Genomic DNA, 14,043 nt, shown 5'->3' on the forward strand with positions numbered 1-14,043 from the left:
GGTAGGCATCGACGGGATCCACGGCGGGACGGGCGAACATGAGCTTCGGGCTGGTGTCCTTCGGGGAGGCGCTCGGCGACCCGGCGCCGGTGGCCGACGTGGTGGGGGAGTACACCGACGACGTGCAACGGGTCCTCGGCTACGGCTACCGGCAGGTGCACCGCGCCGCGCCGCAGGTCGGCGTGACCGACCTCGCCGAACGGGCCGCCCGCCGGGCGCTCGCCGCCGCCGCGCTGCCCGCCGCCGAGGTGGATCTGCTGGTGCTGGCCGTCACCGACGTCACCGAACACCTCTACTGGGACGCCGCCGCCGACCTGGCGCACCGGCTCGGCCTGGTGGACGCCGAGGCGGTGCTGCTCACCCAGGCGTGCACCACCGGCGTGCTCAGCCTCGACACCGTCGCGGGCCGGTTCGCCACCCACCCGGGGTACGCGACCGCGCTGGTGGTGGCCGCGAACCGGACCTGTGAGGCGTACTGGAACCGGATGGACACCCAGCCGATGGTGTTCTCCGACGGCGCGGTCGCCACGGTGGCCCGGCGCGGGCACCCGCGGCTGCGCTGGCTGGCCACCGAGGCCGTGACCGACGGTCGCTACGCCGGGTTCCACCGGCTCGACAGCGGCGGCGCGGCGACGCCCTTCGGGCCCGGCGGCGACCCACCCGCCGCGCTCGACGGGTGGCACGTGATGGAGTTCTTCGACTACGACGCCGAGCAGTTCGCGCAGTTCGCCCGCGAACTCGACGAACGGGCCGTGCGGGTCACCGAGCGGGCCTGCGCCCGGGCCGGTGTCGCGGTCGCCGACCTGGCGCGGCTGATCCTGGTCGGCGACAACGAGCGGGCCATGGCGTCGCTGGCCGAGGCGCACGGCGTGCCACTGACCCGGACCAACCGGGAGTTGGCCGCCGAGCACGGGCATCTCGGGGCCGCGGACCAGCTCTTCGGGTTGAGCCGCCTGCTGGCCGCCGGGGAGCTGGTCGAGGGCGACCGGGTCGCGTTGATCTCGCTGGGGCGGGGCATGCACTGGGCCTGTACCATCGTCGCGGTATAGGCATCGATCATCCGGTCGGTGGGCCAGCGCGCCGCCGCCGCTGCCGCCGGAGGACCCGTTCCGGAAGGGACACGGCATGTCCAGTCGGCTGGTGCGGCTCGTCGCCGACGTGCTGGAGCTGCCGGTCGACGAGGTTGACGCGCAGACCGGGCCGGCGACCACGGCCGCCTGGGTGAGCCTGCGTCACCTCCAGATCGTCGCGGCGGTCGAGGACGCCTACCGGGTCACCATCACCCCGCGGGAGATCCGGGCCGTGCGGTCGGTGGCGGATCTGCGCGCGCTGCTGGCGCGGCGGGGCGTCGAGGAATGACGGCCGTCGCGCCGTCCCCGCTCGGCGACGCCGACCTCGACGCCGGGCTGCTCATCCGCCGCTTCGAGGAGGAGCTGCTCCGCCTGTACGCCGACGGCCACCTCGCCGGCACCACCCACACCTGCCTGGGCCAGGAGCACATCCCGGTCGCGCTGGCCCCGTTGCTGACCGGGGACTTCGTGTTCAGCAACCACCGGGGGCACGGGCACTACCTGGCCCACCGCGCCGACCCGCACGGCCTGCTGGCGGAACTGCTCGGCCGGGACGGCGGGGTGTGCCACGGGCACGGCGGCAGCCAGCACCTGCGCCGGGACGGGTTCCTGTCCACCGGGGTGCAGGGGGAGAGCCTGCCCGCCGCGGTCGGCGTCGGGCTGCACCTCAACCGCACCGGGCAGGACCGGATCGTGGCGGCCTACGTCGGCGACGGCACCTGGGGCGAGGGCGCGGTCTACGAGGCGCTCAACATGGCGGCGCTGTGGCGGGTGCCGCTGCTGGTGGTGGTGGAGCACAACCGGATCGCCCAGTCCACCCCGACCACCGCGCAGTTGGCCGGCACCATCGCCGGCCGGGTGGCCGGGTTCGGGATCACCGTCAGCGAGTCGGACTCGCTGGACCTCAACGAGGTGCGGGCCGGCGCCGCGCCGCACGTCGCGCGGGTCCGCGCCACCCGGCAACCGCACGTGCTGGTGCAGCACACGGTCCGGCTCGGCCCGCACAGCAAGGGCGACGACTCCCGCGACGCCGACGAGCTGCGCGAGCTGCGGCGGCTCGACTGGCTGGAGCGCTACGCCACCGCGTACCCGGAGCAGTTCTCGGCGGCGGACGCGCGGGCCCGGCGGCGGGTCGCGGACGTCTCGGCCGAGGTGCTGTCCCGGCCGTTGGTGAGCGGCGGCGTGGGGTGACCCGCGCCGAACGGGTGAGCGAGAACCTCAACCGCGCCCTGCACGAGCTGTTCGCCGCCGACGACCGGGTCTGGCTGCTGGGTGAGGACGTCGCCGACCCGTACGGCGGGGCGTTCAAGGTCACCCGGGGGCTGTCCACCGCGTACCCGGACCGGGTGCTGTCGACGCCGCTGAGCGAGAACGGCATCACCGGCGTCGCGGGTGGCCTGGCGCTCTGCGGTGACACCGTGATCGTCGAGATCATGTTCGGCGACTTCGCCGGTCTCGCGTTCGACCCGATCCTCAACTTTCTCACCAAGTCCGTCAGCATGTACGGCGAGCGCACCCCGATGCGGGTGGTGATCCGCTGCCCGGTGGGCGGCGGCCGGGGCTACGGCGCGACGCACAGCCAGAGCGTGCAGAAGCACTTCATCGGCATCCCGCACCTCGCGCTCTTCGAACTCTCGCCCCTGCACGACGCGGCCGACGTGCTCGCCGCCGCGCTGCGCCGGGGCGAACCGGCCATGCTCTTCGAGGACAAGATCCTCTACACCCGCCGCCGGTACGTCGACGGCCGCGTCGACGACCGCTTCGCCGTCGAGATGCGGGGCGCGGACCGTAACTGGGCCCGCGTGCACGACCCGGCCGCCGACACCGCGCCGACGCTCGTCATCGCGCCCGGCGGGGTCGCCGACCGGGCCATCGCCGCCGCGCGGGACGCCGCCGGGCGGGGCCGTGCCGTCGAGGTGCTGGTGCCGGCCCGGCTCTACCCGGTCGACGTGGACGGGCTGCGCGGCGTGCTCGACGGCGCGGCCGGGGTGATCGTCGCCGAGGAGAGCACCGCCGGTGGCACCTGGGGCGGCGAGGTCGCCGCCCGGCTGCACGCCGAGGCGTGGCCGCTGCTGCGCCGGCCGGTCGAGCTGGTCAGCTCCGCCGACCGGGTCATCCCGTCCGCCCCGCACCTGGAACGCGCGGTCCTGCTGGGCGCGGACACCATCCTGGAGCGGATCATGCGGATTCCGGCCGGCGGGCCCGCCGCGCCGCGGGCGGCCGGCGTCGACCCGCCGCCGGCCGGGTCGCGTCCGGCGGGGACCGCCGAGCCGGGTGTCCCGGTGCGGGTGCCCACGCTCAACCCGACCGACGAGAGCTACCTGCTGCTGGAGTGGCTGGCGCCGGCCGGCGCCACCGTCGGCGTCGGGGAGCCGATCGCGGCGGTGGAGACCGCCAAGGCGATCGAGGAACTGGCCGCGACGCACGCCGGCGTGTTGCGGCACGACGTGGCCGCCGGGGCGGACTGCGTCCCGGGCGGCGTCATCGGCCGCGTCCTGCCCGTCGGGGCCGCGCCCGCCCCGACCGCGCCGCCCCCGGAACCGCCGCCGCCCCCGGAACCGCCGCCGGGGCCGGCCGCCGCGGCCCGGCCGCCGGTGGCGTCGCCGGCCGGACGGCCGTTGTCACCGGCGCAACGCCGCGTCGCCGAGGTGGTGGCGACCTCGCACCGGGAGATCCCGGCCGCGTTCACCGTGGTGCGCGTCGACGTGACGGCCGCCCTCGGGTACGCCCGCCGGACCGCCGAGGAGACCGGCGCCGACGTCGGCCTCACCGAGCTCGTCATCGCCGCCGTGGCCGCGCTGCACGACCGGTTCCCCGACCTGTACGCCACGCTCACCGGCGACGGCCGGGTGCGCGACGCGGCGCAGCCGGCGGTCGGGCTGACCGTGGACGTCGGCACCGGGCTGTTCCTGCCGGTGATCCGCGACGCCGCGAAGCTGGACCTGGGCGACCTCGCCGACACCGTGGTCGCGCTGCGCATGCGGGCGCTGCGCAACCGGCTCGGCGAGGACGACATGGCCGACATGAACTTCCTGGTCGCGCTCAACGACACCCCGGGCGTGCTCCACGCCCGGCCGATCATCCCGCCCGGTGTCACCTGCGCGCTGTCGGTGCCCGACGTGCACCGCGAGGTCGTGCTCGACGCCGACGGCGGGTTATGCGAGCGGACCACCGCCGACCTCTGCCTGGCCTACGACCACCGGCTGGTCAACGGGGCGCGGGCCGGCGCGTACCTGGCCGCGCTCGCCGCCGCCCTGCGCCGGTGACCGGGCGGACCCGGACGCATCGTCGACAGTTGATCTAAACTGCGTCGCGGAGCACCGTGCGTGGTCGGTGACCGCCTCCGACGGGGTGATCAGCATGCTTGTCCGCGTCCTCGGACCCTGCACCGCCGAGACCGACCGGGGCGACGCGGTGCCGCTCGGCCCGCCCAAGCAGCGGGCGCTGCTGGCCGCGCTGGTGCTGCGCGCCGGGCGGGCGGCGACCGTCACCGAACTCGTCGACACGCTCTGGCCGGACGACCCGCCACGGTCGGCGGTCAAGAACCTCCAGCTCTACGTGCACCAGCTCCGCAAGCTGCTCGGCACGGCGCTCAGCCACCGCAACGGCGGCTACCGGCTCGACCGGGCGGCCTACCGGCTGGATGCCGCCGAGTTCGACGACCTGGTGGACCTCGCCCGGCGGGCCGCCGCCGCCGACGACCTGCCGGCGGCCCACGACGCCTACCGGCGGGGCCTGTCGACGTGGCGGGGGCGCGCGCTGGCCGACCTGGTCGACCGGGGCCTGCTGCGGGAGGAGGCCACCCTGCTGGAGCGTCGGCGCCTCGTCACGCTCGACGAGTCCCTGGCGGTGGAGGCCCGCCTGTACGGGCCGGTCGCCGTCCTGCCCCGGGCCCGGCGGCTGATCGTCGACCACCCGCTGCACGAGCCGTTGCGGGAGCACGAGCTGCGCGGGCTGCTCGCCGCCGGCCGCCACGCCGACGCGGCCACCGCGTACCGGGAGTTCCGTCGGCTGCTCGCCGCCGAGGTCGGGGTCGCGCCAGGTCCGACGCTGCGGGCGCTCGGGGCCCGGCTGCCCTGGCACCGCGCGGCCGAGCCGGGCCCGGCCCAGCTCCCCGCCGACCTGGCCGACTTCACCGGGCGGGCCGCGCAGGTAGCGGAGATCACCCACCACCTCAGCGGTACGGCGGGCGCGTTGCGCATCCACGCCGTGTCCGGCACCGGCGGGGTGGGCAAGAGCAGCCTGGCGGTGCACGCCGCGCACCTGCTCCGACCGCACTACCCGGACGGGCAGCTCCATGTGCGGCTGCACGGCCACGGGGAACGGCCCGTCGATCCGGCCGACGTGCTGGCGCAGTTCCTGCGCGCCCTGGGCCGGCCGGCCCCGCCGCCGGGCGGCGACCTCGACGAGCGCGTCCACCTCTACCGCAGCGCGCTGGCCGACCGCCGGGTGCTCGTGCTGCTCGACGACGCGGCCGGGGAGGGGCAGGTCCGCCCGCTGCTGCCCAGCGGCGCCGGCTGCGCGGCGCTGGTGACCAGCCGCACCCCGCTGGCCGGCCTGGTCGGCGCCCGGCACCTGCCGCTGGACGTGCTGGACGCGCAGGCGGCGGTGACGCTGCTGCTGACCGCCGCCGGCCGGGACCGCGCGCGGGTCGATCCGGCCGACGCCGCGGCGGTGGTGCGGCTCTGCGGCCGGCTGCCGCTGGCCGTGCGGGTGGCGGGCGCCCGACTGGCCACCCGTCCGCACTGGACACTGGCCGCGTTCGCCGGGCGCCTGGCCGACAGCCGGCGGCGGCTCGACGAACTGCGCGCCGGGGACCTCGACGTACGGGCCAGCTTCCAGCTCAGCTACGACGGCCTGGACCCGGACACCCGCCGCGCGTTCCGCCTGCTCGCCCTGCTGGACCAGCCGACCGTCACCGCGTGGCTGGCCGCCGCCCTGCTCGGCGCCACGCCGACCGGCGCGGAACGGCTGCTGGAGTCGCTTGTCGACGCCCAGCTTCTGGAGTCGTCCGCCGGTGACCGGTACCGCCTGCACGACCTGCTTCGGGTCTACGCCGCGGAGATGGCCGCCGCCGAGCCCGAACCGGCGCGGCGGTCGGCCGTCGGCTCGGCGCTGCGGGCCTGGTTGACGCCGGCGGAACGCGCCGCCGCGGCGCTGACCGGCCCGGACGCCGAGCAGGCGCGGAGCTGGTTCACCGCCGAGCAGGCCGATCTGGTGGCCGCCGTCCGCCAGGCGCACCGGGCCGGCGCCTGGTCGGTCACCTGGCGTCTGGCCCGGTCGTTGACCCGGTTCCTGGAGGAACGCTCCCAGTGGGAGGCCTGGCGGACCACCCACGAGCTGGCGCAGGACGCGGCCCGCCGCGCCGGGGACGTCGCCGTCGAGGTCGCGCTCACCCAGCGCCTCGGTGACCTCTACCGGGACCGGGGCCGCTTCGCCGAGGCCGCCGACCACTTCGGTCGCTGCCTGGACCTGGCCGGACGGACCGGCGACGACCTCCAGCGCGCCGCGGCGCTGCGCGGGCTCGGCGACGCCGGCTGGGGACGCGGCGACGCGCGGACCGCGATCACCCGCTACCGTGCCGCGCTGCCGCTGTTCGTCGCCGGTGACGACCGGCGCGGCACGGCGGAGACGCTGCGAGGGCTGTCGGTGGGGTACCGGGGCCTGGGCCGGCTGTCCGACGCGGCGGCGGCGGCCCAGCGGTGCCTGAGCGCGTTCGCCGCGCTCGGCGACCGCGACGGCGAGGCGTACGCCCGGCGCACGCTGGGCAGCATCCGGCTGGACCAGGAACGCTACGACGAGGCCACCGAGTGCTTCCTGCGTTGCCGGGCGGACTTCGCCGCGCTGGGGGACCGGCTGGGCGAGGCGGCGGCGCTGCTCGGTCTCGGGATGACCCAGGTCGACCAGGAGCGTTTCGCGCGGGCCGTGCCCACCTACCGGGACTGCCGTGCGGCGTTCGCCGACGTCGCGGACGCGCTCGGCGAGGCGTACGCCCGACGTGGTCTCGGCGACGCGCTGACCGGGCTCGGGCGGCACGAGGAGGCCGCCGGGGAGTTGACGGCCGCGCTGGCGGTCTTCCGCACCGGCGGGGACGTCCGCTGGGAGGGCTACGCGCTGTTCAGCATCGGCCGGCTGGAGTTGGCGCGGGGCCGGCCCGACGAGGCCCGCGACGCCCTGCGCGGGGCGTTGCGGATCTTCGAGCGGATGGCAGCCGCGCTGTGGGTCGACCGGACCCGAGGGCTGCTGGCCGCCCCGGCCATCCACGCGGGCGGCGTCTGAGTCGCGCCGGTCCGCCCGTACGCCCTGCTCAGCACGCCCGTATACCACCGCTATACCGGCCCGGCCGGATGGTGGTGGGGCCCGGCGGCGACCGGGATCGGTACGCCGACCGCGGACGTGGCCCGGTCGGTGGTGCGACCGCCCGGGCCACGTCCGCATCGATGCGTGAGGAGACACAGTGGACGAGGACGAGAACAACCGGCCGGGCCGGGGGCTGTCCCGGCGTTCGCTCATCCGGCTGACCGGCGGCGCGGCGGCGGCGGTCGGCGTGGGCGCGTACCTGGGGGCGGGACAGCCGGCCTCGGCGGCGCCGTTCTACCGGGCGCACGGCCCGGTGCTGACCGACGGCTACCAGACCTGGCTGACCGCGATCTCCAACCAGTCGGCCAACCTCGCCAAGGTCGTCACCGGGTGGGGGTTGGCGGGTGGCTGGGCGGCCAACCCGGACCATGTCTGGACCGCGTGCGGCGCCACGGACCACCTGATCGTGCGGACCGTCACCGGGGACACGAACACCATGATCGACGCGAACAACGCGGTCAACGAGATCCGGAACTCGCGGTTCTTCGAGTACAAGCGGATCCGGTCCGGCGCCGGTAAGTGCATCATCGAGCTCGGCAACGAGCCGAACATCGGGGTGAGCGACATCTGGGGTTACGGGTGGTGCCTCAGCGCCACGATCGACCGCATCCGGGCCGAGTTCCCCGGCGCGCTGATCTGCGGCACCGCCCTGTCGCCGAACAAGGGCGTGCGGCCCGACGACTGGTACGGCAACCAGAACTACCGGGACGCGATCGCCAAGTGCGACTTCGTCGGTGTCCACTTCTACAGCAACCCGAGCAACGGAAGCTTCACCGAGCAGGGCAACGTCAACGAGCTGACCTACGCCGAGACGTTGCAGCGGGCCGCCTCGATCTGGCCCGGCAAGCGGGTGATCGGCACCGAGTACTCGATCCGCACCACCGCCATCTCCCAGTACGACAAGGGCTACAAGTACGCCAACCTGATCCACTTCGACAACTCGGTCGCCGGCAACCTGTGGGGCGCCACGTACTACCACGTGCAGACCAACCCGGGCGGCGTGGACGTCAACGAGAACGTCGGCTCCGAGGGCGCCCGCGGCTACCGTCGGCGGCTCAGCGAGGGCGGACTCTGACCCGTTCGGGTGGGACCGGTCCGCGGGCCGGTCCCACCCGGGGCACGCCGGGGATCAGGGGGCACGGGTGTCGGGGTGGCCCGATCCGGTGACCGTGCCGCCCCGACCGACGGGTCAGCTTCCGCAGATGCCGTACGCGTTGAGGCTCCACGAGCCGGCGAAGCCGTCGGCGTCCTCGTCCGCCCGCGTCCGCACGGTGTTCCCCCCGGTGATGTTGACCGCGGTGAGCAGCACCTGGCCGTTGCCGGCGTTGATGTCCGCGCCCGCGCCGTAGAGGCCCTTGCCGGCCGGGCACGCCGTGTTGCTGTTGTCGGACGGGTTGCTCGCGCTCGTCCCGATCAGGGAGATGCGCTCCAGCCCGGCGGGCGCGGTGGCGCAGACGGCGATCGCGGTGGCGCTCCAGCCGGCCGGCGAGGTGCCCTGCACCGCGACCGCCCGGACGGTCACCGACGTCAGGTCGAACGACGGCACCACCTGGTCGAGCACGACGTCGCCCAGGCCGCTGTTGATCCGCCCGCCCATCCCGATGACCTTCTTCGTCCCGCAGCTCGCCGTGACGAACGCCGTCCCGACCGCCCCGGTCGTGGCCACGACCTGGTAGCCGGCCGGCGCGGTGGCGCACTGGGCGAGGCCCTGGAGTCCCCAGTCGCCGACGAAGTTGACCGGGCCCACCTCCCGCATCGTCGCGACGAACCCGGTGCCGTTCGACAGCGGCTCCAGCCGGTCCAGCCCGACCCGTCCGTCGGCCGACGAGCCGGCGGTGAGGAAGCCACCGCCTCCGGTGACCACCTTGCCGGCCGGGCAGGACGCGAGCGCCGACTTGTCCGCGCTGCTCTCGGCCACCGACTGGGTGACCGTCTCCAACCCCGCCGGCGTCGCCGAGGCCGGTGCCGCCCAGCCCAGGCCGGCCACCACGGCAGCCGTCGACATGGCAACCGTCAGCGCGCCCCGTCCCTTGGTTACCCGCATCTCGTTCTCCCTGTTCGTCTCGGCCGGCGTCGCGCCGGCCCGCCTCCCGCCGGACCCGTGGCCCGGCGGCTGGGAAGAGCCTGGGCGGGGCCGCTTGTCGTCCGCTATCCGACCGCTTGTCGTCGGTCACGTCGGCCACGCGGTCCATAGACTGGGTCGTCCGACCACGACTGACGGGGAAAGCCATGCGGTGGTCCCTCCTCGGTCCCGTCCAGGTGACCGCCGGTGGGCGGGTCCTTCCCATCGACCGCCCGCAGCAACGTGCGGTGCTGGCGCTGCTGCTCCTCAACGCCGGCCGGCTGGTGCCCCTGGGGCAGCTCGTGTCGGCGCTCTGGGGTGCCAACCCGCCGGCCAGCGCCCGGACCCAGGTGCAGGTCTGCGTCTCCCGGATCCGGGCGGCCCTGCGGGACGCGGGCGCGGCCGACCTGCTGGCGACCCAGGGCGGCGGCTACCGGCTCACCGTGCGCGGGACCGAGCTGGACCTCGCCGAGTTCACCGTGGCGGTCGAACGGGCCCGCGCCGAGGAGGCGGCCGGCCGGCGGGCGGAGGCGGCACGGCTGCTGCGCGACGGGCTGGCGCTGTGGCGCGGGCCGGCGTTGGCCGGTGCGGCCGGGGCCTTCGTCGACGACGCCGTCGCCGGCCTGGACGAGCAGCGGCTGCTCGCGTACGAGCGGCTCGCCGCCGTGGAACTCGGCCTCGGCCGGTTCGCCGCGACCGCGCGTGTGTTGCGTCCCCTGGTGGTCGAGCATCCGTTGCGGGAGCCACTGGTGGCCGGCTACCTGCTCGCCCTGGCCGGCTGCGGCCAGCGGGCCGCCGCGCTGCGCGTCTTCGCCGAGACCCGCCGCCACCTGGTCGACGAGTTGGGTGTGGAGCCCGGCCCCGAGTTGAGCGGGGCTCACCTGCGGGTGCTGCGGGGGGAGACCCCGGCCGGGCCGGCACCCGTACCAGCACCCACGCCGCCCGCCGGCCCGCCCCCGGCGCAGCTTCCGGGCGACCCCGCCTGGTTCACCGGCCGGACGGCGGCGCTGCGCCGACTGGACGCGCTGCTGCCCGCCGAACCGACGGGGGCGACCCCGCACGGCGGTGAGCGTGCTCCTGGGCGGGCGGTGGTCATCTCCGCGATCGCCGGCACCGCGGGGGTCGGCAAGACCACCCTCGCGGTGCACTGGGCCCACCGGGTCGCGCACCGCTACCCGGACGGGCAGCTCTACGTCAACCTGCGCGGGTTCGACCTGGACGGGCGGGCCGTGCCGCCGGGCGAGGCGCTGCGCGGCTTCCTGGAGGCGCTGCACGTGCCGCCCCAGCGGGTGCCCACCGACCTGCCCGGGCAGGCCGCGCTGTTCCGGACCCTGCTCGCCGACCGCCGGGTCCTGGTGCTGCTCGACAACGCCCGCGACGACGAGCAGGTGCGACCGCTGCTGCCGGGATCGAGGAGCAGCCTGGTGGTGGTGACCAGCCGCAACCGGCTCACCGGGCTGGTGGTCAGCGACGGGGCCCATCCGGTGACGCTGGACCTGCTCCCGCCGGCCGAGGCCCGGGAGCTGCTGTCCGGTCGGCTCGGTCGCGGCCGGGCCGGGCGCGACCCGACCGCGCTGGACGAGATCGTGGGCCGCTGCGCCGGCCTGCCACTGGCCCTCGCCGTCGTCGCGGCCCGCGCCGTCGGGCAGCCCGACGTGCCGCTGGCGGCGCTCGCCACCGAGTTGCGGAACACCGACCCGGACCGGCTCACCGCGCTGGCCACCGGCGACCCCGCGACCGATGTGCGGGCGGTCTTCTCCTGGTCGTACCGCGCGTTGGACGCCGACTCGGCCCGGCTGTTCCGGCTGCTCGGGCTGCACCCAGGCCCGGACGCCGGCCGGGCGGCGGTGGCCAGCCTCGCCGGGTTGTCACCGGCCCGGGTCGGCCCGCTGCTGGCCGGGCTCACCCGGGCGAACCTGCTCACCGAACGCGCCACCGGCCGGTACGCGATGCACGACCTGCTCCGCGCGTACGCCTCGGAGCTGTGCCACGACGCCGACCCCGCATCCGAGCGGGACGCGGCCCGGCGTCGCCTGTTCGACCACTACCTGCACGCCTCGCACGCGGCCGACCACCTGCTCGACCCGTACCGGCTGGCACGGCCGGCCGCACTGCCGCCGCCCGACCCGGGGGTGACGGTGGGTGACCGGCCGGAGCACGCGTGGGCGACCGCGTGGTTCGCCGCCGAGCACCACGTCCTGCTGGCGTGCGTGGAGCAGGCGGCGGGCATCGGCCTGGACCGGCACGCGTGGACGCTGGCGGCGGCCCTCACCACCTATCTCGACCGCAGCGGGCACTGGCCCGAGCTGGCCGCCGCGCAGCGGACCGCGCTGGCGGCGGCGGTGCGCCGGGACGACCTGGCCGGTCAGGCCCTGGCGCACCGGGGGCTCGCCATCGCCTGCACCTGGTCGGGCGAGCACGAGGCGGCGCACCGGCACTACCGACGCGACCTCGAGCTGTACCGCGAGTTGGGCGACGACACCGGCCGGGCGCACACGCACCTCGGCGTGAGCTGGGTGCTCGCGCGGCAGGGCCGGCTGCGGGCGGCCCTCGACGAGACCCGGCTGGCCCTCGACCTGTACCGGGCCGCCGACTACCGGGTCGGCCAGGCGAAGGCGCTCAACAACCTGGGCTGGATGCACGCCCGGCTCGACGAGCCGGGGCCGGCGCTGCGCTGCTGCCGGGCCGCCCTGCGGCTGCACGAGGAGAACGGCGACCGGCACGGCGCGGCGCTGACCTGGGACAGCCTCGGCTACGTCCGGCACGGCCTGGGCGACCACGACCGGGCCGCGGACTGCTACCGGCGGGCGTTGGCGCTGCACCGGGAACTCGGCGACCGGTACGACGAGGCGGAGGTGTTGGACAACCTGGGCGACAGTCTGCGGGCCGCCGGTGACGTCGACGCCGCACGCCGGGCATGGCGGGAGGCGCTGACGATCTTCGACGAGCTGCGCCATCCGGACGCCGACCGCCCTCGGGTGAAGCTGGCCGCGCCGGCCGTCCCGGTGGCGTCGGCGGGCGTCGGCGAAATCTAGCGTCGCGGCGTCGTCGCCGCGGGCCGTGGCGCCGGGTCCGGCGCCTTCCGGCGGCCACCTCCCGGTCGGGGCCCGCCACCCGGGTGGTGACGAGCCCCGACCGGGTCGGAACAGCGGTCAGTTGAAGGTCGCGTCCAGCGCCGCGGCCAGCTTGTCGTGACCCGACTCGTTGGGGTGGGGGGATCCGCCGAAGGCGGTCTTCTGGAGGTCGGTGACCCCGAGGGCCGGAGCCGGGGCGAACCGCACCCTCGGGTTGTCCGCCGGCAGCCCGGTGCGGATCACCAGGTTGAGCTGGTTCGTCCACTGCGCGACGGTCGCCTTCCAGCCCGGGTCGTCGATCAGGTCCCGTTCCTGGGAGGGGATCTGACCCGGCAGGTAGCCGTGCAGCTCCTGGGCGAGGTTCACCCGGTACTGCTCGGCGAGCCGGCCGACGTCGAACCGGGCCGGGCTGATGTCGTAGTAGCCCATCCACACCACCTTGTCGGCGCCGGCGCCGAGCACCTGGTCGACGATCTCCTCGACGTCCGCCTTGATCTGCTGGTAGAGGGCCGGGCCGTCCCAGGTGGGCACCTCGACCCGGTGGTGGATGTACCTGATCCCGGTGACGTCACCGACGATCTTGCCGTGACACGCGCCGCCGTCGATGACCCTGGCCTTCGCGGTGAAGTTGCCCGCCCGGTCGAACCAGTCCATCTGCGCCTGCAACGGCAGCTTGTGCTCGGTGAAGTACCGCTGCATCAGTTCGCGGTAGTGGTCCATCAGCCCGCAACTGGCGAGGGCCTTGAGCAGCCCCGTCCACGTGGTGTTGTTCACTCCGCCGGTGCTGACGAAGTAGGCGGCCTTCCGGTCGGTCTTGGCCTGCTGGATGGCCCGGGTGGCCAGGTCGACGGGGGGCCAGTTCCGGGCCCAGGGGTTCTGGCAGGCGTCCTGGTGTCCCGGGGCCGCGCCGAGGATCTGCTGGGTGCCGTAGCCGGTGCGGGCGAAGTTGTAGTACTCGACGACCCGTTGGTTGCGATTGACGGCGTACTTGCCGGCGTAGCTGAACAGCATGTCGTTGCCGGGCATGCCGCGGAAGTCGGCTCTCGTGTTGCCCACGCAGGCGCCCATCGGGAACGCGTTCATGAACTGCAGGTGGGCGGAGGTGACCGAGTCTCCGGTGGCCACGAGCACCACCGGCTGGGCAGGGTTGCGGTTCGGCGGGCAGTAGCGGTCCTTGCGCGCCTCGCCCAGTCTCTCGTCGGCCGCGTTGCCCGGACACGGCGGGCCGGGCGTCGGGCTGGGCGGCGGGTCCACCGGGCCGGTGGGCGGATCGGTGGGCGGGTCGGTGGGCGGCGGACCATCCGTCGGCGATCCGCTCGGGCTGGTCGACGGTGAGGCGCTGGGGCTTGTCGATCCGCTGGGGCTGGTCGACGGGGATCCGCTGGGGCTTGTCGATCCGCTGGGGCTGGTCGACGGGGATCCGCTGGGGCTTGTCGATCCGCTGGGGCTGGTCGACGGGGATCCGCTGGGGCTTGTC

General features: G+C 75.4%; 9 protein-coding genes and 1 pseudogene. 8 read left to right on the forward strand and 2 right to left on the reverse strand.

Annotated features, from left to right (window positions below):
* The first annotated feature begins 38 nt into the window (after positions 1 to 38).
* From AB0B02_RS26490 to AB0B02_RS26515, 6 genes are all read left to right on the forward strand, one after another.
* Positions 39 to 1,049 (forward strand): 3-oxoacyl-[acyl-carrier-protein] synthase III C-terminal domain-containing protein, encoded by a 1,011-nt coding sequence (locus tag AB0B02_RS26490; RefSeq protein WP_357304617.1) that lies wholly within the window; start codon positions 39 to 41, stop codon positions 1,047 to 1,049.
* 76 nt (positions 1,050 to 1,125) lie between these two features.
* Positions 1,126 to 1,359 (forward strand): acyl carrier protein, encoded by a 234-nt coding sequence (locus AB0B02_RS26495; RefSeq protein WP_281939165.1) that lies wholly within the window; start codon positions 1,126 to 1,128, stop codon positions 1,357 to 1,359.
* Positions 1,356 to 2,261, forward strand: a complete 906-nt coding sequence (locus AB0B02_RS26500) for a thiamine pyrophosphate-dependent dehydrogenase E1 component subunit alpha (protein ID WP_357304621.1) — start codon at positions 1,356 to 1,358, stop codon at positions 2,259 to 2,261. The genes AB0B02_RS26495 and AB0B02_RS26500 overlap by 4 nt, the downstream gene beginning before the upstream one ends.
* Entirely contained in the window at positions 2,258 to 4,336 is a 2,079-nt protein-coding gene (locus AB0B02_RS26505) for a 2-oxo acid dehydrogenase subunit E2 (RefSeq protein ID WP_357304624.1), read from the forward strand. The genes AB0B02_RS26500 and AB0B02_RS26505 overlap by 4 nt, the downstream gene beginning before the upstream one ends.
* A gap of 67 nt (positions 4,337 to 4,403) precedes the next feature.
* Positions 4,404 to 7,349, forward strand: a complete 2,946-nt coding sequence (locus tag AB0B02_RS26510; protein WP_357304627.1) for a tetratricopeptide repeat protein — start codon at positions 4,404 to 4,406, stop codon at positions 7,347 to 7,349.
* 178 nt (positions 7,350 to 7,527) lie between these two features.
* Positions 7,528 to 8,505 (forward strand): hypothetical protein, encoded by a 978-nt coding sequence (locus tag AB0B02_RS26515; protein ID WP_357304630.1) that lies wholly within the window; start codon positions 7,528 to 7,530, stop codon positions 8,503 to 8,505.
* A gap of 114 nt (positions 8,506 to 8,619) precedes the next feature.
* Here the strand turns inward: AB0B02_RS26515 and AB0B02_RS26520 are convergent, their stop codons facing one another.
* A complete protein-coding gene (locus AB0B02_RS26520) occupies positions 8,620 to 9,474 on the reverse strand; it encodes a hypothetical protein (protein WP_357304633.1) in 855 nt (284 codons plus the stop codon).
* Between the two features lie 185 nt (positions 9,475 to 9,659).
* Between AB0B02_RS26520 and AB0B02_RS26525 the strand changes: the two genes are divergently transcribed.
* Positions 9,660 to 12,527 (forward strand): BTAD domain-containing putative transcriptional regulator, encoded by a 2,868-nt coding sequence (locus AB0B02_RS26525; protein ID WP_357304636.1) that lies wholly within the window; start codon positions 9,660 to 9,662, stop codon positions 12,525 to 12,527.
* A 117-nt stretch (positions 12,528 to 12,644) separates the two neighbouring features.
* Here AB0B02_RS26525 and AB0B02_RS26530 read toward each other — a convergent pair whose 3' ends face one another.
* Positions 12,645 to 13,820 carry a hypothetical protein gene (locus tag AB0B02_RS26530; RefSeq protein ID WP_357304639.1) on the reverse strand — a complete coding sequence of 392 codons (1,176 nt, stop codon included), beginning with the start codon at positions 13,818 to 13,820 and terminating at the stop codon, positions 12,645 to 12,647.
* Between the two features lie 7 nt (positions 13,821 to 13,827).
* Here AB0B02_RS26530 and AB0B02_RS26535 point away from each other — a divergent pair.
* A pseudogene (locus AB0B02_RS26535) lies at positions 13,828 to 14,043 on the forward strand (hypothetical protein); the annotation flags it as partial.

The sequence above is a fragment of the Micromonospora sp. NPDC049240 genome (assembly GCF_040647835.1).
GTDB lineage: Bacteria > Actinomycetota > Actinomycetes > Mycobacteriales > Micromonosporaceae > Micromonospora.